Here is a 17,954-nt window from a genome sequence, read left to right as displayed (position 1 = left end):
AAGTGAACCTGTGAAACCCGCGTCAGGCGCCTCCCCTTGCGAGCCCTCATGAACCACAGCATCGACCAAAGCCATCGCGACCCGGACCTGTTCGGTCTGCTGTACGGTTTCAGTTTTCGCCCCGGTGCGCGCGGCCGGGAGATCGATTCGGCCAAGGCGTTGCAATGCCTGCAACAGCCCGGCGACAGCGACGAATTTCTCTGGTTGCACCTGAACCTCGCCCACGCCGCCTGCGAGCGCTGGATGAAGAGCCATCTGGAATTGCCGGACGAGTTTTTCGAAGCGCTGCATGAGGGCTCACGTTCGACGCGCATCGAGCATGTGGATTCGGCGTTGCTGGCGGTGGTCAACGACGTGGTGTTCAACCTCAGCAGCATGGTTTCCTCGGATGTCTCGACGCTGTGGGTCTGCGCCCGCAGTCGGCTGATCATCAGCGCACGCCTGCAACCGCTGCACTCGGTAGACAAGTTGCGCTCGTCGGTGAAGGCCGGTGAGTGCTTTCGCTCGCCGCTGGAATTGCTGGTGCACTTGCTGCGCGATCAGGGCGAAGTGCTGACCCAGATCGTGCGCAAGACCAGCCTCAGCGTCGATCAGATCGAAGATGAGTTGCTGTCCTCAAGGTTGTCGACCAACCGGGCTGAGCTGGGTGCCAACCGTCGGGTGCTGGTGCGCCTGCAACGCTTGTTGGCGCTGGAACCGGGCTCGTTGCTGCGCCTGCTCAATCGCCCACCGCAGTGGTTGCAGAAGGAAGACGTCAAGGAGCTGCGCAAGTCCACCGAGGAGTTCGCGCTGATCATCAACGACCTCACAGCGCTGGGCGAACGGATCAAACTGTTGCAGGAAGAAATCGCCGCCAACCTCAACGAACAGAGCAACCGCACACTGTTCACCCTGACCGTGGTGACGGTGCTGGCGCTGCCGATCAACATCATCGCCGGGTTCTTTGGCATGAACGTCGGTGGCGTGCCGCTTTCCGGTGATCCGGAGGGGTTCTGGATTCTGGTGGCATTGGTCGCGACGTTTACCGTGATCGCCGGGCGTTGGGCGTTTCGTAAGCGCCAGGATTATTGAGCCGCCCCCATTGATCATTCCCACGCTCCGCGTGGGAATGCTGCCCCGGACGCTCTACGTCCAGCGTTGACGCAGAGCGTCAATGGATGCATTCCCACGCAGAGCGTGGGAACGATCATGGGCGACATTCCTCCCTCCTCAGGATTGTCCGTCATGGCGACTCCTTCCTTCCCCGCCGCCCAAGCGCCTGCCAGTAGTGCCAAACCGCATCTCGACAAGAAACCCAGCCTGTTGACCACCGTGATTTTCTTCGCGGTGCTGGGCAGTGGACTGTTGTTCACGTCTTACAGCCCGGCAGCAATTCTGTTGTCGGGCAGTTTGTATTGGTTGTTCACCCAGCTGTCCTAAGGTCAGGTGGTTGACTGGATCACCTGCCCTAACCAATCCATGAAGGCCCTGACCCGCAACGGCAAATGCCGTTGCCGGGCATAGAGCAGCGAGACCTCCATGGAGGGCGCATTGAATGGCGCCAGCACCGCCACCAACTCGCCACTGAGCAGGTGGGGCTGCATGCCCATCAGCGGCGCCTGAATCAAACCAAAGCCGCCCAGACACGCCGACTCGTAACAATCGGTGCTGTTGACCGTGACGCTGCCCGCCATCGGCACTCGTTGCAACGTGCCCTCTTGCTCGTACACAAAACCCTCTGACCGTGAACCCAGTACGCCGACGTAATGGACCAGCCGATGCTGCGCCAAGTCTTCGAGACGTTCAGGCACGCCATAACGCTGCAGATACGCGGGGCTGGCGCAGTTGACCATTGCAAAATCGCACACGTGGCGAGCGACCACCGATTGATCCGGCTGCGCACCGACTCGCACCACGCAATCAAACCCTTCGCTGAGCAAATCGACTCGGCGGTCGGTGCTGCTGATTTCCAGCTCGAGATTGGGGTGCTGAGCCATGAACTCGGGCAGGCGCGGCATCACCACCTGACGAGCCAGAATGTTCGGCATGTCGATGCGAATCCGCCCAACGAGCGATGCCTCGTCCTGGCGAAACAGCCCTTCGATTTCGTCCATGTGCGACAGCAAGTCCTTGCTGCGCTCGTACAACACCAGGCCGTCCTGAGTCGCCTGAACCTTGCGCGTGGTGCGTTGCAGCAAACGCGTGCCTACCAGCAGTTCGAGGGCCCGGACGTGCTCGGAGACGGTGGACCTCGGCAGCCCCAGGCTTTCACCGGCGAGGGTAAAACTCGACATCTCGCTGACACGAACGAAGGTGCGCAGCAGTTCCAGTTTGTTCATGGGCCGACCTTCTATTGTTCGGATTAACCGACCAGTGATTCCGATTTCAGTCTGTTTATCATTGTAGGGCGGATAAATAAACTTCCTCCACATCATCACTCACTGCTCTGGAGCAAGTCCCATGAACCGTAAAATCGCATTGATCACTGGCGCCAGCCGCGGCCTTGGCAAAAACGCAGCCCTGCAGTTGGCAGCCCAAGGTATCGACGTCATCGGCACCTACAACAGTAAGGCCGATGAGGCACACGCACTGGTCGCGCAGATCGAAAGCCTCGGCGGTCGCGCCGCCATGCTGCAACTCGACGTTGGCCAGAGTGAAGGCTTCGCAGACTTCGCAATCCAAGTTGCCGACGTGTTGCGCAGCCGTTTTGAACGCGAGCACTTTGACTTTTTGATCAACAACGCCGGCATTGGCCTGACCGCGAACTTCGTTGACACCACCGTCGCCCAGTTCGATTTGCTGATGAACATTCATCTGAAAGGGCCGTTTTTCCTCACCCAGAACCTGCTGCCATTGATGGCTGACGGTGGCCGCATCCTCAACGTTTCCAGCGGTCTGACCCGCTTCAGCTTGCCGGGCTACGGCGCTTACGCGGCGATGAAAGGCGCGATGGAAGTGCTGACGCGTTATCAGGCCAAGGAACTCGGTGCGCGCGGTATTTCCGTGAACACCCTGGCGCCTGGCGCGATCGAAACCGATTTCGGCGGCGGCACGGTGCGCGATAACAGCGACGTGAACAGCTACGTGGCCGGCAATACCGCGCTGGGTCGCGTCGGTCAGCCGGACGACATCGGCGCCGCCATTGCGCTGCTGCTGGCACCGGGTAGTCAGTGGATCAACGGCCAGCGCATTGAAGCGTCGGGCGGAATGTTTTTGTAACCTGAAACCTGAGGCGAGGGCAGTCCCCTCGCCACAAAAATAACCGCGCTCAACGAACGGCGCGAGGCATCAGAACCCGCTCCCGCACCACGTCATACGTCCAGTGGTAGACGTAGGTGTACGGCAGAAAAAACAGCAACACACCGATGTCCAGCAGGAACGCTTGCCACAGGCTGATGTTCAGCCACCAGGCGATCAGTGGCACACCGACCGCAACCAGACCGCCTTCAAACAGCAGCGCATGGGCCACACGCACCCAGGCGTTGTGCACGATGGCAAAGCGTTTGAGCACTCGGTCGAACAGGCCGTTGAAGACCACGTTCCACGCCAGGGCCAGGGCGGCGATGACCAGAGTGACGACGCCCATCTCAAGCACCGGTTTGTCCATGATCCATGCCAGCAGTGGCGTACAGATCAAGATAGCCAGTACTTCGAAACCGATGGCCTGGAAAATACGTTCAGTGATGGATTTGTTGACGTTCATGACTAGAGTCTCCTGAGTGACTGTGGTTGCCATGATCCAGCCTCACGTCGATACTTCATAACCAATAACCATCGATGAAGGCGATAGCTCATGGCGTCTCAAGAAGTGTTGCAGGCGTTTGTGCAAGCGGCGACTCAAGGTTCGTTTTCTGCCGCAGCACGGAAACTGGGCCGCAGTCAGTCGACCATCAGCGCTGCGGTGGCGAGCCTTGAAATCGATCTGAACCTGACCCTCTTCGACCGCAGCAGCCGCAAGCCAAGCCTGACCCCGGCCGGGCACGTAATGCTGCGACGGGCCGAGGAAATTCTGGCCGCCATCAGCCGACTGGAAATGACCGCCAGCCAACTGTCTCAAGGGGTCGAGCCGAAGCTGACCGTAGCGATTTCCGACACGTATCAGTCCGACCGATTCGAAGCGGCGCTCAGCGCTTTCGAGCAGCGTTATCCGGACTTGGAACTCGAATGCCTGATCGCCGAATGCGATGACCTGGTGGCGCTGGTGCAACGCGGTCGAGCGCATGTCGCCTTCGCCGAAAAACAAGACAGTTACCCGCCGGACCTGGTCAGTTCGACCGTGGAGGAACGGACGGAAATTGCCCTGTTCGTGTCTCGGGAGCATCCGTTGGCGGCGCTGAGCCACATCGATCAAGACGTGTTGCAACAACACCGGGAACTGCGTCTGGCGACGATCGTCAATCCGTATGAAAGCCGTGCGAAGGGACGCGTCTGGTCGGCGCCGAGTTATCTGATGCTGCTGGAAATGGCCCAGGGCGGATTCGGCTGGGCGCCGTTGCCCCGGTGGCTGGTGGAGCGGTTTGGTGCAGGGACGCTGGAGGAACTGGACGTGCGCGGCTGGCCGAAACCGGTGTTCGTCGATGCACTGTGGTCGCGGCTGCATCCGCCGGGGCCGGCGGGCAGTTGGTTGCTTGGCAAGATGTTGGAGTGAAGGTCCTTCGGCCCTTATCGCCGCCTATGATCGTTCCCACGCTCTGCGTGGGAATGCCGCCCGGGACGCTCCGCGTCCCTTCGCGAGCGTGGCGCAGAGCGTCACAGGATGCATTCCCACGCGGAGCGTGGGAACGATCATCACTTCAACTCCCGCAACCGGGCCTCGATAAACCGCCGCTCCGGCACCTGCTGTGTCAGTTCAAGCGCCCGCACATAAGCAGCCCTCGCCTCTTCGACACGCCCCAACTGCCGACAAAACTCCGCCCGCGCCGAGTGCGCCAAGTGATAATCCTGCAAATCACCCCGCGCCAGAATCCCATCAACCAACGTCAGCCCCGCCAACGGCCCATCCCGTTTGGAAATCGCCGCCGCACGGTTCAATTCAATCACCGGCGAAGGCACCGCCCGCAACAGCACGTCATACAGCCCCACAATCTCCAGCCAGTCCGTTTGCGCTGCCGTGGGCGCTTCGGCATGCACCGCCGCAATCGCCGCTTGCAGGCAATAAGGCCCGAAACGCCGGGTCGTCAGCGCCCGCTCCACCAGTGCGCAACCTTCAGCAATCATCCCGGCGTCCCACAATGTACGATCCTGCTCATCCAGCACGATCAACTCCCCGCTCGATGATGTCCGTGCCGGACGTCGGGACTCATGCAGCAACATCAGCGCCAGCAGCCCCATCACCTCGGATTCGGGCAGCAGTTCCATCAACAAACGACCGAGCCGAATCGCTTCGCGGGTCAAATCCTCACGGGTCAGTACGGCGCCGACTGACGCGGAATAGCCTTCGTTGAACACCAGGTAAATCACCCGCAGCACGCTGTCCAGGCGCTCGGGCAATTCCGCCAGGGTCGGCACCTGATAAGGAATTTTCGCGTCACGGATTTTGGCCTTGGCGCGCACGATGCGCTGGGCGATGGTCGCTGGCGCAGACAGAAAGGCCCGGGCGATTTCCTCCGTGGTCAGGTCGCAGACTTCCCTCAGCGTCAACGGCACCTGCGCGTCCGCCGCAAGTGCCGGGTGGCAACAGGTGAAGATCAGGCGCAGGCGATCGTCTTCCACGTCTTCGTCACTCCAGTCGGCCTGCTCCAGCGCCTCCAGTTGAGCGATCAACATCGGTTGCGACGCGATGAAGCGTGCGCGCCGACGCAACACATCAATGGCCTTGAAGCGCCCCGTGGACACAAGCCAGGTACGTGGATTGTCCGGCACCCCGTCACGCTGCCAGCGCTCGACCGCGATGAAAAACGCTTCGTGCAAGGCCTCTTCGGCAAGGTCGAAATCGCCGAGCAACCGAATCAGGGTCGCCAGAATCCGCCGCGAGTCTTTGCGGTAAACCTGCTCGACCTGCGCGCGTACCGACTCGCCAGGCATCAGTCGGGCATGCCTTCGGTCAACTGGCGAACGGGACGCACCTCGACACAGCCAACCCGGGCCGCCGGGATGTTGCCGGCGACCTGGATGGCTTCATTGAGGTCCTTGGCATCGATCAGGTAGAAGCCGGCCAACTGCTCCTTGGTTTCGGCGAACGGGCCGTCGGTGATCGACATTTTCCCGTTGCGCATGCGCACGGTGGTCGCGGTCTGCACCGACTCCAGCGCCTCGGCGGCGACCATTCGGCCGCTGCCCTGGATCGACTCGGCATAGGCCATGCACTCCGCGTCTTTCGGGCTGTCGGGCAGCGAGTGCAACTCGAGCTCATTGCTGTAGACCAAGCATAGATATTTCATGTGGCACTCCCTAATCGAACTGATCAACTATGGCTGCTGATTGAGGGTTTAGCGCTGTTTCCCGACGATCAGCCCGACAAATCAGTCCGACGCTCACGGTTCCAGGTTGAACAGCGCGGTGCCGCTCATCATGTCGAACGGGGCCGACCAGTGTTCGTGGACAATGCGCCATTGCCCATCGTCGCGCCGATAGCAGGCGGTCACGCGCATCCAGCAGGCCTGGGTTTCGCCCTTCTCGTTAGTGCCGCCGCAATGGGCCAGCCAATGGGCGAAGGCGATGTGCTCATCCGCCACGATGTTCATTTGGTCGAAGTCAAACTTATGCGCGCCCTGGCACATTTCCATGCACTCCTGCCAATGCGCGCGGTAGGCCGCTTTGCCCCGAAATTGCAGGGCCTTGACCGCGTCGTAGGAGACGATGTCGTCGGCATACAGGGGCATGAGTTTCTCGACATCCTTGGCAATGACCGCCTGACGATAGGTGTCGATCAGGGTCTGGATCTCGTGTGTAGCGTTCATGGTGGTTTTCCGTGGTTTTTGTGGTGAAGACACCCTTAGTCGTCTGGCGAAAAGCCAAATCGACAGCCGAAATAAAAATAATCCAGGAACGCAAACTCGTTAGAATTCGGAACTCATTTATGTTGGAAAAAGGACACTCCAGTGACAGCCCGACTCGTGCCTTACGAAAGTCTGAACGCGCGCCAGCGCCAGCAGGTCGAGGCCATTGAAGTTCACAAAGAACAAATCAAGTTCTCCGGCGACATCCACGGTGCATTGCACACCTTGCTGTCCAAACCCGGCCCCGGCGTAAAAGGATTTGCCCTGCTGGCCGAGGAAATCCCCGTGGCCTTTCTGCTGCTCAAGCGCCCGCCTGTATTGCCGGCGTGGGCCGACGAACACAGCGCGACCTTGCATGCCTTGCAAGTCGATCACCGCGCTCAGGGCAAAGGGTATGGAAAAGCCTGCCTGCAAGCCCTGCCCGACGTGGCTCGGCAGGCGTTTCCTGAGATCAAAGCGCTGGAGCTCTCGGTGGACGCGGACAACGAGGCAGCCATCGCGCTCTATGCGAAATTCGGCTGGGTCGACAGCGGCGAGGCGTACAGGGGCCGGATCGGTTATGAACGGCGCATGAGTCTGATTTTCTGAGGTAGTTATGCTCGACAGCATCGAAGCACTGGAATCGATCTACGGCCAACCCCACGACCGCGCCGTGCGCAAGCAGATTCCCTTTCTGAACGAGGACTATCAGGCGATGGCCGACAACCGGCGCGTTTCATAAGCGCCTGAATGATGGGCAGTTCGATGCCGAGACGTATGACCGGGAAGCGCCGGCCAGGGTGCATGGCAGTCTCTACTGATCAAACACGAAAAAGGGTTGCCTTTAGGCAACCCTGTTGTGATTTGACTAGCTGTCAGAGGAGAAGACAGTAGTCGAGCAATTGCTTCTCGATACTGTGACGCTGGCCGATTACCAAAGCGACCACTACGAGGTTTTCACTCGGGACACCTCATACAAAACCCACTGCCCGATGGGCAAGTACTCACGAAATTGGGTGACCCCAAGAGACGCCGCTTCCTGACAAACACCATAAACATGGCCTGACTGCTCAGCGCCGTAACGATCTGCATCACCAGTTGATCGACCATCTCCGCCGCTTTTTTGAGGCCGCATTGCTGCGTCAGATAGTGCTCGAGCGAAATAACCCCATGCTCCGCAGCGGTCGCAAACTCTACCCTGAAGGCCTCAGGCATCGTTATCGTCTTGCTGCAATTGGCGCCGCTGCGCCAGCCTGGCCAGCAATGTGTCGCCAGAAATCAGCTTTCCCTGCTCCTTGTCGCGAGAGGAGAACGAAAGAAGCTTGATCAGCGCGATTGCTTCATCTCGCCGCTTACGCGCCTCGTAGGATTCGATCACATAAGCCGGAACACCATTCTGGGTGACGAGCATCGGCTCGGAAAGATCCAGCGCTGCCGCATTCTTTTTAACAAAACTGATAGTTTCAACTCGCATCATTCATTCCTCTGCTCACCACCCGAACAGGATGGCCAACGCAACAAGGTCTGAATTTAGGCCATTAAAAACTTATCTCAAGAACTCATTTGCTCTTGTCCCAGCTCTAATACCATCTCATGCCAAGCCATTCCGCCATGATCGGAAGCGGAAGGCTTGATATAGGCAAACCCAAACCCGGCATAGAGCGGAATGTGCCGCTCCTTGCACATCAGGTTGATGCTGGTTTTGCCCAACGCGCGCATCCGCTCGATGAATTCGCCCATCAACCGTCTCGCCAGCCCCTGCCCCTGATAATCCGGGTGCACCACCACCGACATGATCACCACGTGAGGGCCGGCAGGGTCGTGGCCAATCAGTTCCTTGAACGCCTCGTCCGACATTTCCACCTGATAAGCCGCACCGGAATTGATGAAACCGGCTACAACGCCGTCGACTTCGGCGACGATGAAACCCTCGGGCCAGGTGGCGATGCGGGTGGCGATTTTTTCGCGGGTGGCGGCTTCGTCGCCTTCGTAGGCAACGGTTTCGATGGCGTAGCAGCGATCCAGGTCAGCGGGAGTGACGTGGCGGATGACGGTGTTCATGGCGACTCGGAACCAGCGAGGGGAAGGCTGGGGATCATAAATCAGCGCCACCACGACATCGAGAGGCGAATCGCCGATCCACCTCCCGATGCAGTCATTACGCCTTGAGCGGCAGCCATATCTCCAGCACGCCGGTGTTGAGCGTCGGGTTGAAGTCTTCGCTGTAGCGCTCGAACTCCGGGGCGTCCGCCGCTTCTTTACCAGACTGCGGCAGCCAGGTTTCCCAGATGTATTGAAAGGTCTGCGGCAAGTTTTCCAACGACCCATTGTGCTCGAACACCGCGTAGCGCTGAGGCTGGACCTCGACCCAACGGTACTTCTCCGGCAGGTCGTCAAGTTTGTCGATCTCGACGCCGGCAATGTATTCGAAGCCGCCCTTGCCATCCGGATTGCAGCAGATGCCGTAGGTCACTTCGCTTTTTTGACCGGGAATTTTGCCAATCTCAGGAATGAATTTCTCCCAGAGATCGGGAATGCCTTTAGTGGTGTCTGCGGTAAATCGTCCGCCAAGCCCGGCAATGAGCAGAAAATGCCCGCTCTCAAAGCGTGGCTCGGCCAGTTTGATGTCTGCTTGCTCATCCATGACTCAACTCCTGGAACAAAAAAGTGGGTTCGGCTGGGAGTATAGAAGCCAAACCCGATTCGCCCAATTACAGGGCGTGCAATTGTTCGACGGGACCCGCGCCGACGAACTCGTTATAACCCGATAGGATCACGTAGACCGCGAAGTAACAGAAGATCGCCGCCGATGCCATATAGGAGTAACGCAACAGTTTGTCACCCAGCAACTTGCCGCCATGGCTCGCGGCGAAGCACAAAGTGACGCACCAGAGCACCCCGGCGCAGAGAAATCCACCGAGAAACAGCGCCGAGCTGAGGGCATCACCGCCGCCGGAACGAGCGATCAGCGTGCCGCCCACCGCCGCGAACCAGAGGATGGCGCTGGGTGACGACATGGCCAGGAATATCCCGCGGAAAAACTCCCGACGATGGGAGTTCTGCCCCACCTCCGCGGACTGCGCCAGCACCGCCTCATGGTGAATTGCCGAGTAGATCATCTTCGCCGCGAAATACACCAGCAACGCTGAACCGCCAATCCACAGCACCCAACGCACGGTTTCGTATTGCAGCAAAACGGTCATCCCGGCCAAGGCCAGCACGGCGTAGATCAGGTCGCCGACACACGTCCCCAAACCCAGCGCAAAGCCTTGAAAATAGCCGCGCTGCATCGCCAACGTGATCATCGCGATATTGGCCACGCCGATGTCCAGGCACAGCGAAAGGCTCAGCAAGAAGCCACTGGTAAATTCCATCAACCGATTCCCTTTGGACAAATTTGTTTACATAGTCGCTGGACAGTTTGCCACATCAGCCCTTACATTCCGCCACAGGTCACCGCAGTGACCAGCGTCGCTCGGACGGTTCCGGGCGCTCACGTTATCCGAGGCAACAATGGCCAACCCAGGTTCGCCGCGCCGCTTTGCGCGCATAGATCGACTTCCCCCTTACGTATTCAACATCACTGCCGAGCTGAAGATGGCCGCCCGTCGTCGCGGCGAAGACATCATCGACTTCAGCATGGGCAACCCTGACGGCCCGACACCGCCGCACATTGTCGAAAAACTCGTCACCGTCGCCCAGCGCGAAGACACCCACGGCTACTCGACGTCCAAGGGCATTCCGCGTCTGCGCCGGGCGATTGCCAATTGGTACAAGGATCGCTACGAGGTCGACATCGACCCGGAAAGCGAAGCCATCGTGACCATCGGTTCCAAGGAAGGCCTGGCGCATTTGATGCTGGCCACCCTCGACCAGGGCGACACCGTGCTGGTGCCGAACCCCAGCTACCCGATTCACATCTACGGCGCAGTGATTGCCGGCGCCCAGGTGCGTTCGGTGCCGTTGATTCCGGGCGTGGACTTTTTCGCGGAACTGGAAAGCGCCATTCGCGGCTCGATTCCAAAACCGAAAATGATGATCCTCGGCTTCCCGTCGAATCCCACTGCTCAATGCGTGGAGCTGGATTTCTTCGAGCGAGTGATCGCCCTCGCCAAACAGTACGACGTGTTGGTGGTTCACGACCTGGCTTACGCCGACATCGTCTACGACGGCTGGAAAGCACCGTCGATCATGCAAGTGCCGGGCGCCAAGGACATCGCAGTGGAGTTTTTCACCCTGTCCAAAAGCTACAACATGGCGGGCTGGCGCATCGGTTTCATGGTCGGTAATGCCGAACTGGTCAACGCCCTGGCGCGGATCAAGAGTTATCACGACTACGGCACGTTCACCCCGCTGCAAGTCGCGGCCATTGCGGCGCTGGAAGGCGATCAGCAGTGCGTCAAAGACATCGCCGAGCAGTATCGGCAGCGTCGCAACGTGCTGGTCAAAGGCCTGCATGAACTGGGCTGGATGGTCGAGAATCCGAAAGCGTCGATGTATGTCTGGGCGAAGATTCCCGAGGCTTATGCGCACTTGGGCTCCCTGGATTTCGCCAAGAAACTGCTGGCTGAAGCCAAGGTTTGCGTCTCGCCGGGGGTAGGGTTTGGGGAGTATGGGGATGATCACGTGCGCTTCGCGCTGATCGAAAACCAGGACCGGATTCGTCAGGCCGTACGCGGGATTCGCGGGATGTTTCGGGCGGATGGGCTAGTCAGCAAATCTAACGCCTGACACATTGATCACCCACAAAAAAACCGCATCGCTGCGGTTTTTTCGTGTCTGCCGAATGTGCTTTAAACGAACAGCGACAACAGCAGGATAAAGCCCAGCGCAACGATGGAGAGGATGGTTTCCATCGCGGTCCAGGTCTTGAAGGTTTCCGCCACGGTCATGTTGAAGTACTGCTTCACCAGCCAGAAACCTGCGTCGTTGACGTGAGACAGGATCAGCGAACCGGCACCGGTCGCCAGTACCAGCAGCTCACGGTTCACACCCGGAATCATCCCCACCACCGGCACCACAATGCCGGCGCCGGTAATGGTCGCCACGGTGGCTGAACCGGTCGCGATACGGATCACCGCCGCCACCAGCCACGCCAGAAGGATTGGCGAGATCTGCGCTTCCACCGCCATGTTGCCGATGACATTACCCACACCGCTGGTCACCAGCATCTGCTTGAAGCCACCACCGGCACCGATGATCAGGATGATTGCGGCGGTTGGCGCGAGGCTCGCGTCCAGCCATTTGAGAATCTGGCTGGAACCTACGCCCTGCTTGTAGCCGAAGGTGTACAGCGACAACAGCAACGCCAGCAGGAGTGCCGAAATCGGGTGACCGATCAGGTCCATGAAGGTGCGGAAAAAGTTGCCGTCCGGCAGCACCACATCGGCAAAGGTCTTGAGCAACATCAGGAAAACCGGCGACAGCACGGTGATCAAGGTGATGGCGAAGCTCGGGAGATCGGCAGAATCGTTATCACGCGCCAGTTGATCCACCAGTTCCTGATTCGGATGGCCGGGGATGTATTTGGCAATGAAGGTGCCGTAGATCGGGCCGGCAATAATGGCCGTCGGCAGCGCAACGATCAGGCCGTAAAGAATGGTTTTACCGATGTCGGCACCGAACACGCCGATGGCCAGCAACGGACCCGGGTGCGGCGGAACCAGGCCATGCACGGCCGAAAGACCGGCCAGCAACGGGATACCGATCTTGATGATCGACACGCCGGTACGCCGGGCAACGATGAACACCAGCGGGATCAGCAGCACGAAGCCGATTTCGAAGAACAGCGGAATGCCAACCAGGAACGCGGCGAACATCATCGCCCACTGCACCTTGTCCTTGCCGAATGCACGAATCAGGGTCTGGGCAATCTGATCCGCCCCACCCGACTCGGCCATCATTTTGCCGAGCATGGTGCCCAGCGCCAGGATGATCCCGACGAAACCGAGCACCCCACCGAAGCCGTCCTGGAACGCCTTGATGATGGTGCCGATTGGCATGCCGGAAGTCAGTCCGAGAAAGGCTGCGGCGATGATCAAGGCAATAAAGGGGTGAAACTTGAACTTGGTGATCAGGACGATAAGCCCGATCACCGTGACCACTGCGTCTAGCAGCAGAAACGTCTCGTGGGACATGCCAAACATTAGGGGTGTCTCCTGGTTGTTGTTGTTATTAAAGCGGGTAATTCGCGAGCCATCAGGACAGCGCTATCTCTTCGGGCAAAACTCATACGGCGTGTTTCAGGCCATGAGCCTGCCACCAGACATGAGCTTGCTTCGCCAGTTGCTCGACGCTGTAGTTCGAAGCGTCCAGAGCCAGGGTCAGGGGCTCACCAACGGGCGATTCAAGTGTGGCGAACTGACTGTCGATCAGGGTCGATGGCATGAAGTGGCCGGGCCGATGAGTCACACGCTCGGCGGCGACTTCAGGCGTCAATTCAAGAAATACGAAGCCCAGGCCAGGCAAGGCACTGCGCAACACTTCGCGGTAACTGTGTTTGAGGGCCGAGCAAGTCAACACCGGGCGTTGGCCCTTTGCGTCAATGAGGCGCAGTTCCTCGCACAGGCTGTCGAGCCAGCCAGCACGGTCGTCGTCGTTCAAGGGGATACCCGCGCTCATCTTTTCGATATTGGCGGCAGGGTGGAAAGTGTCGCCTTCAATGGCGGTCGCGCCGCTGAGTTGGCACAAGGCCTCGCTGACGCAAGTCTTGCCGCAACCGGCAACGCCCATGATGACCAGGGCGGTGATGGGATGATTCATGTAACACCTCAGCGCGCAGACAGCGCTACCTTTGCCAGTTAGGACACTAGAAAAAGCAGAAGTTGCCGACGCCTTCTTGTCATTTTTGTGAGTTGCAGCCTGTTCGTTTCCAACGCCAAAAAACGGGGATCAGGCAAACCCCGTTCACGCATTTGCAGCTGCGTCGAGACAGCGCTACCTTAGTGCCTCGAATTTTGTTTGGCAAGCCGTCTGATGATCTCCCCTAAAAACGATAAAAATACGCGCACAACTGGCCGCCCCACTTTGAATGAAGTCGCACGCCTGGCCGGTGTCAGCCCGATCACCGCCTCTCGCGCCCTGCGCGGGGTCAGTACCGTGGCCACCGAACTGGTGGAAAAAGTCCAGAAAGCGGCGCTTGAACTCAACTACGTGGTCAACCCTGCCGCTCGCGCGCTAGCCTCGGCCCAGAGCCATTCGGTGGTGGTGTTGGTGCCGTCGCTGTCCAATTTATTGTTCATCGACACGTTGGAAGCCATTCATCAGGTTTTGCGCCCCAAAGGCTTCGAAGTGCTGATCGGCAACTTCCACTACTCCCGAGACGAAGAAGAAAACCTGCTGCGCAATTACATGGCGTATCAGCCGCGCGGTTTGCTGCTGACCGGTTTCGACCGCACCGAAAGTTCGCGCCGGATGATCGAGGCCAGCAACATTCCCTGCGTGTACATGATGGAACTGGACAGTGCAGCCGGGCTCAATTGCGTGGGGTTTTCGCAACTCGCTGCCGGCGAGACAGCGGCCGAGCATTTGCTGTCACGCGGTCGTAAACGCCTGGCCTACATCGGTGCGCAACTGGATCAACGCACGTTGCTGCGCGGCGAAGGTTTCCGCAAAGCCCTGCAAAAGGCCGTGTTGTACGACCCGGCTCTGGAAGTACTGACGCCTCGTGCCTCCTCCGTCGGCCTCGGTGGCGAACTGTTCCTGCAACTGCTCGCCAGTCATCCCGATGTCGATGCCATCTTCTTCGGCAACGACGACCTGGCCCAGGGCGCACTGCTCGAAGCCATGCGTTGCGGGATCAAAATCCCCGAACAAGTGGCGATCCTCGGCTTCAACGACCTGCCAGCCTCGGCCCACATGGTCCCGCGCCTGAGCAGCATCAGCACTCCGCGCGAGGCGATTGGCCGGCGCGCAGCGGAGCAGATGCTGACCTTGATGGCCGGCAACACGGTGGCGAAACCGGTGCAGGACATGGGGTTTGAGTTGAAGGTGCGCGAGAGTACCTGATGCAACACTGATCGTTCCCATTCTTGCCGTCAGTCCTTGCGGGGCACACTATTGAATATCCGTAGCAACCCGCTGAAGGAGTAGCTCAATGGAACATTCACTGAAGATCCTGGGTAAAGCCTCGTCAATCAACGTCAGAAAAGTCTTGTGGACCTGTGAGGAACTGGGTGTTGCCTACGAACGGGAGGACTGGGGCGGCGGTTATGCGTCGACCCACACGCCGGAGTTTCTCAGGCTCAATCCCAATGCTCAGGTGCCGGTGATCATCGACGACGCGGGCGTGCTGTGGGAGTCCAATACCATCTGCCGCTATCTGGCCGGCAAACACCACAACACCGAACTGTTACCGCACGAACCGGCGGCACGCGCTCGGGTGGAGCAGTGGATGGATTGGCAAGCCACCGAACTCAATACCTCCTGGTCTTACGCATTCACAGCCTTGGTGCGCAAAGATCCGGAATTTCAGGACCTGCATCACATTGCCACCGGCGTACGCGGCTGGAACCAGAAAATGGGCATCCTCGAACATCAGCTCGCCACCACCAAAGCGTATGTCGCCGGGCCACACTTCACGCTGGCGGACATCGTCATCGGGCTGTCGGTCAACCGCTGGTTGATGACACCGCTGGAGCGTCCCGACTACCCCGCCATCGACGAGTATTTTCAACGACTGGCACAACGCCCGGGATTCCTCAAACACGGCTGCAATGGCCTGCCTTGAGCGGCTCCCGCGCTACCCGACCCACATCCATGCGGGTGTGGTCGGCCAGTTCCTCGCTTCGCTCTAAAAGTGCGGGGATCAATAAAAAAGGGTCCCTTCGAGGAACCCTTTTCAATTTGCCGCGATCAACTTATCTGCAAGGTCGAGTTGAACTGACTGATCGCATCCACCACATGCCGCGATCCTTGTTGAATCTCCAGAATCACTGCTCCCGCCTCGTTCGCCAGTTCCACCCCTAGACCGGTTCGACTCAAACTCGACTGCATGCTCGACACCGCACTCAATGACAAATCATGGTTCTTGCGCACCACTTCAACGATCTCCAGCGTTGCCTGGCTCGTTCGTGCCGCAAGGCTGCGAACTTCATCGGCGACTACCGCGAACCCGCGCCCGTGCTCCCCGGCGCGGGCTGCTTCGATCGCTGCGTTGAGCGCCAGCAGGTTGGTCTGATCGGCAATTCCGCGAATGGTCTGAACGATGGTGCCGATGATGTCGGACTGTTTGCTGACGGCATCAATGCTCAGCGCCGCTTCGTTCAAGTCTTTGGAAATGTCCTGGATGATCTGCACCGTTTGCTGTACCACCTGAGAACCTTTCTGCGCACAGGCGTCGTTTTGAACCGAGGTACTGTGGGCCGAGTCCGCGGCGGTTTGCAGGGTGGTCACCTGATCGGTAATGTCGCTGGCGAACTTGACCACTTTGTACAATCGACCCTTGGTGTCAAACAGCGGGTTGTAGGAGGCTTCCAGGAAAACCGTATGACCCTGCTTATTTTTGCGCTCGAAACGGTGCGAGTGATATTCGCCGCGATTGAGTGAAGCCCAGAATGCTTTGTAGGCTTGCGATTCGGCTTCAGCACGATGGCAAAACAGACTGTGGTGCTGGCCAACCACTTCGTTGAGCGAGTATTGCATCGTTTTCAAGAAGTTTTCGTTGGCCGAGATGACGTTGCCATCCGGGGTGAATTCGATCACGGCCATGGAAAGACCGATCGCCGCGAGCATGCTCTCGCTTTCGTGTTCCTTGTCCACCCTGGCTGAGATATCAGTGGCGACTTTGATCACACTCCGGACCTGACGATCAGGGCCGAACACTGGCATATAGCTGGCTTCGAGCCAGATCTCCTTGCCGCTCTTGTTCAAGCGCAAGAAGGTCCCGCTCACCGGTTCGCCACGGGCAAGGTCACGCCACAACTTGGCATAGGCATCGCTTCGATAAAACGCTTCTTCGCAGAATATCCGGTGATGCTTTCCGCGCACTTCTTCGGCGCTGTAACCCATGGCGCTGCAAAAGTTGTCGTTGGCATCGAGTATGACGCCTTCGGGGGTGAACTCAATCATCGCCATCGAGCGGCTGATCGCGGCCAACTTCGCGTTAGCCTCGGTCAGCGCGCAACTGAATCGTTCGATTTCCAGCAGGTCAGTCTTGTGACGTCGATTAAACATGGTCGTATCACCTTCAGCGCGGTCTTTTGTTTGATGAAGTTCTTTGGTCTTTCAACGGCTCCACCACTAAGTTCCAAGGAACAGGCACACGCATCCCTCCACCGGAAGGACTTGGTCAGGTGATCAATGATGTTTAATTGGAGAGTCCATGCAGCGACGCTCTTATCAAGACATCCTTCTCTTGATAGCCTGGGATCGAGCCAGCCCTAACGTTCTGATAAATCGCTCCATTGACCGGACAGCTCCATGTTGTTCGGTGTCGGTGCCTTGGGTTGCGCACGCCTTTAACGTGTTTGACAGCCTTCACATCGTGGTCGACATAGTTAGTCACGAGTCAGCATAGACAGGCGAGGCAGGTAAGCAAGGCCACTAGTCGGCCAGTATCGAGAACAAAATCGATTCAGCGTCGGTTTGAGTCATTTCCCGACAAGCAGACTCATCAGCGCCTGCACCGCCGCCGAGGGTGGCTTGTTCGCAGGGACCACCAAAGCAAATTCGCGATCGATACGCGGTTTGACCGGCACCACGCGCAGCCCTTGGCGATGGCTCGGCAGCGTCATCTCCGGCACCAGCGTCACGCCGATGTTTTCCCGCACGAGGGTGAACGCACTGCTCCATTCACGCACCTCGGCGCGCACATCCAGCAGTTGCAACCCGGCGTCGGTGGCCAGGCTGCGAGCGTTGGTCGAACAACCGCCCGTGGCCAGTATAAAAGGTTGCTCCGCCAACTCTGCCAGGGAGACCCCTTCTTCATTCGGAGAACCGCAATGGCTCAGCTGTTTGCCATTGATTTGAATCAGTGGTCGGCGTTGGCGCGGTTTCAGGCGCGGGTTGATCAGCGGTCTGCGGTGAAAACAGCGTTGGCCGCTGAGTTGGAGTAAGGCC

At 58.8% G+C, this 17,954-nt stretch carries 19 protein-coding genes and 5 pseudogenes; 10 read left to right on the top strand and 14 right to left on the bottom strand.

Going from position 1 to position 17,954, the window contains the following annotated elements:
• The first annotated feature begins 48 nt into the window (after positions 1-48).
• Together ACYZTR_RS07645 and ACYZTR_RS07640 are read left to right on the top strand one after the other, a co-directional pair.
• Entirely contained in the window at positions 49-1,071 is a 1,023-nt protein-coding gene (locus ACYZTR_RS07645; protein WP_461977735.1) for a transporter, read from the top strand.
• Positions 1,072-1,224: 153 nt separating this feature from the next.
• The gene (locus ACYZTR_RS07640; RefSeq protein ID WP_461979929.1) at positions 1,225-1,419 is read left to right on the top strand and encodes a hypothetical protein; all 195 of its coding nucleotides are present in this window, start codon (positions 1,225-1,227) and stop codon (positions 1,417-1,419) included.
• Positions 1,420-1,421: 2 nt separating this feature from the next.
• Here ACYZTR_RS07640 and ACYZTR_RS07635 read toward each other — a convergent pair whose 3' ends face one another.
• On the bottom strand, positions 1,422-2,318 hold the full coding sequence (locus ACYZTR_RS07635) for a LysR family transcriptional regulator (RefSeq protein WP_461977733.1): 897 nt from the start codon (positions 2,316-2,318) through the stop codon (positions 1,422-1,424).
• 121 nt (positions 2,319-2,439) lie between these two features.
• On the opposite strand from ACYZTR_RS07635, the gene ACYZTR_RS07630 reads away from it, so the two are divergent.
• Positions 2,440-3,198, top strand: coding sequence for an SDR family NAD(P)-dependent oxidoreductase (locus tag ACYZTR_RS07630; RefSeq protein ID WP_461977731.1), 759 nt, complete (start codon positions 2,440-2,442; stop codon positions 3,196-3,198).
• Between the two features lie 49 nt (positions 3,199-3,247).
• On the opposite strand, the gene ACYZTR_RS07625 is transcribed toward ACYZTR_RS07630, so the two are convergent.
• The gene (locus ACYZTR_RS07625; RefSeq protein WP_461977730.1) at positions 3,248-3,682 is read right to left on the bottom strand and encodes a multidrug/biocide efflux PACE transporter; all 435 of its coding nucleotides are present in this window, start codon (positions 3,680-3,682) and stop codon (positions 3,248-3,250) included.
• 90 nt (positions 3,683-3,772) lie between these two features.
• Here ACYZTR_RS07625 and ACYZTR_RS07620 point away from each other — a divergent pair, with 90 nt between their 5' ends.
• Positions 3,773-4,627: a LysR family transcriptional regulator gene (locus ACYZTR_RS07620; protein ID WP_461977728.1), complete on the top strand. Its 855-nt coding sequence runs from the start codon at positions 3,773-3,775 to the stop codon at positions 4,625-4,627.
• Positions 4,628-4,767: 140 nt separating this feature from the next.
• Here ACYZTR_RS07620 and ACYZTR_RS07615 read toward each other — a convergent pair whose 3' ends face one another.
• The 3 genes from ACYZTR_RS07615 to ACYZTR_RS07605 all read right to left on the bottom strand — a co-directional run bounded on the left by ACYZTR_RS07615 (position 4,768) and on the right by ACYZTR_RS07605 (position 6,878).
• Positions 4,768-6,003 (bottom strand): RNA polymerase sigma factor, encoded by a 1,236-nt coding sequence (locus ACYZTR_RS07615; RefSeq protein ID WP_461977726.1) that lies wholly within the window; start codon positions 6,001-6,003, stop codon positions 4,768-4,770.
• Positions 6,003-6,359 carry a YciI family protein gene (locus tag ACYZTR_RS07610; RefSeq protein WP_449643443.1) on the bottom strand — a complete coding sequence of 119 codons (357 nt, stop codon included), beginning with the start codon at positions 6,357-6,359 and terminating at the stop codon, positions 6,003-6,005. The genes ACYZTR_RS07615 and ACYZTR_RS07610 overlap by 1 nt, the downstream gene beginning before the upstream one ends.
• A 93-nt stretch (positions 6,360-6,452) precedes the next feature.
• Positions 6,453-6,878, bottom strand: a complete 426-nt coding sequence (locus tag ACYZTR_RS07605) for a YybH family protein (protein ID WP_449643444.1) — start codon at positions 6,876-6,878, stop codon at positions 6,453-6,455.
• Positions 6,879-7,019: 141 nt separating this feature from the next.
• On the opposite strand from ACYZTR_RS07605, the gene ACYZTR_RS07600 reads away from it, so the two are divergent.
• Together ACYZTR_RS07600 and ACYZTR_RS07595 are read left to right on the top strand one after the other, a co-directional pair.
• Positions 7,020-7,505: a GNAT family N-acetyltransferase gene (locus tag ACYZTR_RS07600; protein WP_461977724.1), complete on the top strand. Its 486-nt coding sequence runs from the start codon at positions 7,020-7,022 to the stop codon at positions 7,503-7,505.
• A gap of 7 nt (positions 7,506-7,512) precedes the next feature.
• Positions 7,513-7,614, top strand: a pseudogene (locus ACYZTR_RS07595) (pyridoxamine 5'-phosphate oxidase family protein); the annotation flags it as partial.
• A 489-nt stretch (positions 7,615-8,103) separates the two neighbouring features.
• Here the strand turns inward: ACYZTR_RS07595 and ACYZTR_RS07590 are convergent.
• From ACYZTR_RS07590 to ACYZTR_RS07575, 4 genes are all read right to left on the bottom strand, one after another.
• Entirely contained in the window at positions 8,104-8,370 is a 267-nt protein-coding gene (locus tag ACYZTR_RS07590; protein ID WP_461979612.1) for a type II toxin-antitoxin system Phd/YefM family antitoxin, read from the bottom strand.
• Positions 8,371-8,447: 77 nt separating this feature from the next.
• The gene (locus ACYZTR_RS07585) at positions 8,448-8,957 is read right to left on the bottom strand and encodes a GNAT family N-acetyltransferase (RefSeq protein ID WP_461977722.1); all 510 of its coding nucleotides are present in this window, start codon (positions 8,955-8,957) and stop codon (positions 8,448-8,450) included.
• A gap of 97 nt (positions 8,958-9,054) precedes the next feature.
• Complete coding sequence (locus ACYZTR_RS07580) at positions 9,055-9,540, bottom strand: GyrI-like domain-containing protein (RefSeq protein WP_461977720.1); 486 nt, start codon at positions 9,538-9,540, stop codon at positions 9,055-9,057.
• Between the two features lie 67 nt (positions 9,541-9,607).
• A complete protein-coding gene (locus ACYZTR_RS07575; RefSeq protein WP_461977718.1) occupies positions 9,608-10,270 on the bottom strand; it encodes a LysE family translocator in 663 nt (220 codons plus the stop codon).
• A 139-nt stretch (positions 10,271-10,409) separates the two neighbouring features.
• Between ACYZTR_RS07575 and alaC the strand changes: the two genes are divergently transcribed.
• Positions 10,410-11,627: an alanine transaminase gene (gene alaC / locus ACYZTR_RS07570; RefSeq protein ID WP_461977716.1), complete on the top strand. Its 1,218-nt coding sequence runs from the start codon at positions 10,410-10,412 to the stop codon at positions 11,625-11,627.
• Positions 11,628-11,689: 62 nt separating this feature from the next.
• Here alaC and ACYZTR_RS07565 read toward each other — a convergent pair whose 3' ends face one another.
• Together ACYZTR_RS07565 and ACYZTR_RS07560 are read right to left on the bottom strand one after the other, a co-directional pair.
• Positions 11,690-13,042, bottom strand: a complete 1,353-nt coding sequence (locus ACYZTR_RS07565) for a GntP family permease (protein ID WP_282377250.1) — start codon at positions 13,040-13,042, stop codon at positions 11,690-11,692.
• A gap of 82 nt (positions 13,043-13,124) precedes the next feature.
• Positions 13,125-13,658 (bottom strand): gluconokinase, encoded by a 534-nt coding sequence (locus tag ACYZTR_RS07560; protein WP_461977714.1) that lies wholly within the window; start codon positions 13,656-13,658, stop codon positions 13,125-13,127.
• Positions 13,659-13,871: 213 nt separating this feature from the next.
• On the opposite strand from ACYZTR_RS07560, the gene gntR reads away from it, so the two are divergent.
• Together gntR and ACYZTR_RS07550 are read left to right on the top strand one after the other, a co-directional pair.
• Positions 13,872-14,903: an HTH-type transcriptional regulator GntR gene (gntR, locus tag ACYZTR_RS07555; protein WP_461977712.1), complete on the top strand. Its 1,032-nt coding sequence runs from the start codon at positions 13,872-13,874 to the stop codon at positions 14,901-14,903.
• An 88-nt stretch (positions 14,904-14,991) separates the two neighbouring features.
• The gene (locus ACYZTR_RS07550; protein ID WP_461977710.1) at positions 14,992-15,624 is read left to right on the top strand and encodes a glutathione S-transferase family protein; all 633 of its coding nucleotides are present in this window, start codon (positions 14,992-14,994) and stop codon (positions 15,622-15,624) included.
• A 125-nt stretch (positions 15,625-15,749) separates the two neighbouring features.
• On the opposite strand, the pseudogene ACYZTR_RS07545 reads toward ACYZTR_RS07550, so the two are convergent.
• From ACYZTR_RS07545 to ACYZTR_RS07535, 3 pseudogenes are all read right to left on the bottom strand, one after another.
• A pseudogene (locus ACYZTR_RS07545) lies at positions 15,750-16,181 on the bottom strand (methyl-accepting chemotaxis protein); the annotation flags it as partial.
• A 111-nt stretch (positions 16,182-16,292) separates the two neighbouring features.
• Positions 16,293-17,069: pseudogene (locus tag ACYZTR_RS07540) on the bottom strand (PAS domain-containing protein); the annotation flags it as partial.
• Positions 17,070-17,485: 416 nt separating this feature from the next.
• Positions 17,486-17,821, bottom strand: a pseudogene (locus ACYZTR_RS07535) (LysR family transcriptional regulator substrate-binding protein); the annotation flags it as partial.
• Positions 17,822-17,839: 18 nt separating this feature from the next.
• Between ACYZTR_RS07535 and ACYZTR_RS07530 the strand changes: the two are divergent.
• Positions 17,840-17,950, top strand: a pseudogene (locus ACYZTR_RS07530) (glutathione transferase GstA); the annotation flags it as partial.
• Positions 17,951-17,954 lie beyond the last annotated feature (4 nt).

It is taken from the genome of Pseudomonas sp. Hz4, from assembly GCF_054898165.1.
Note: the sequence above shows the minus strand (reverse complement) of the source record. Positions and strands in the feature narration are given on the sequence as shown.

What these genes read in the sequence shown, in the direction of transcription:
- ACYZTR_RS07550 (WP_461977710.1), top strand. Translation starts at nt 14,992, where the DNA reads ATGGAACATTCACTGAAGATCCTGGGTAAAGCCTCGTCAATCAACGTC.
- ACYZTR_RS07620 (WP_461977728.1), top strand. Translation starts at nt 3,773, where the DNA reads ATGGCGTCTCAAGAAGTGTTGCAGGCGTTTGTGCAAGCGGCGACTCAA.
- ACYZTR_RS07635 (WP_461977733.1), bottom strand. Translation starts at nt 2,318, where the DNA reads ATGAACAAACTGGAACTGCTGCGCACCTTCGTTCGTGTCAGCGAGATG.
- ACYZTR_RS07640 (WP_461979929.1), top strand. Translation starts at nt 1,225, where the DNA reads ATGGCGACTCCTTCCTTCCCCGCCGCCCAAGCGCCTGCCAGTAGTGCC.
- ACYZTR_RS07630 (WP_461977731.1), top strand. Translation starts at nt 2,440, where the DNA reads ATGAACCGTAAAATCGCATTGATCACTGGCGCCAGCCGCGGCCTTGGC.
- ACYZTR_RS07575 (WP_461977718.1), bottom strand. Translation starts at nt 10,270, where the DNA reads ATGGAATTTACCAGTGGCTTCTTGCTGAGCCTTTCGCTGTGCCTGGAC.
- alaC (WP_461977716.1), top strand. Translation starts at nt 10,410, where the DNA reads ATGGCCAACCCAGGTTCGCCGCGCCGCTTTGCGCGCATAGATCGACTT.
- ACYZTR_RS07560 (WP_461977714.1), bottom strand. Translation starts at nt 13,658, where the DNA reads ATGAATCATCCCATCACCGCCCTGGTCATCATGGGCGTTGCCGGTTGC.
- ACYZTR_RS07615 (WP_461977726.1), bottom strand. Translation starts at nt 6,003, where the DNA reads ATGCCTGGCGAGTCGGTACGCGCGCAGGTCGAGCAGGTTTACCGCAAA.
- ACYZTR_RS07625 (WP_461977730.1), bottom strand. Translation starts at nt 3,682, where the DNA reads ATGAACGTCAACAAATCCATCACTGAACGTATTTTCCAGGCCATCGGT.
- ACYZTR_RS07565 (WP_282377250.1), bottom strand. Translation starts at nt 13,042, where the DNA reads ATGTTTGGCATGTCCCACGAGACGTTTCTGCTGCTAGACGCAGTGGTC.
- ACYZTR_RS07585 (WP_461977722.1), bottom strand. Translation starts at nt 8,957, where the DNA reads ATGAACACCGTCATCCGCCACGTCACTCCCGCTGACCTGGATCGCTGC.
- ACYZTR_RS07590 (WP_461979612.1), bottom strand. Translation starts at nt 8,370, where the DNA reads ATGCGAGTTGAAACTATCAGTTTTGTTAAAAAGAATGCGGCAGCGCTG.
- ACYZTR_RS07610 (WP_449643443.1), bottom strand. Translation starts at nt 6,359, where the DNA reads ATGAAATATCTATGCTTGGTCTACAGCAATGAGCTCGAGTTGCACTCG.
- gntR (WP_461977712.1), top strand. Translation starts at nt 13,872, where the DNA reads ATGATCTCCCCTAAAAACGATAAAAATACGCGCACAACTGGCCGCCCC.
- ACYZTR_RS07580 (WP_461977720.1), bottom strand. Translation starts at nt 9,540, where the DNA reads ATGGATGAGCAAGCAGACATCAAACTGGCCGAGCCACGCTTTGAGAGC.
- ACYZTR_RS07645 (WP_461977735.1), top strand. Translation starts at nt 49, where the DNA reads ATGAACCACAGCATCGACCAAAGCCATCGCGACCCGGACCTGTTCGGT.
- ACYZTR_RS07605 (WP_449643444.1), bottom strand. Translation starts at nt 6,878, where the DNA reads ATGAACGCTACACACGAGATCCAGACCCTGATCGACACCTATCGTCAG.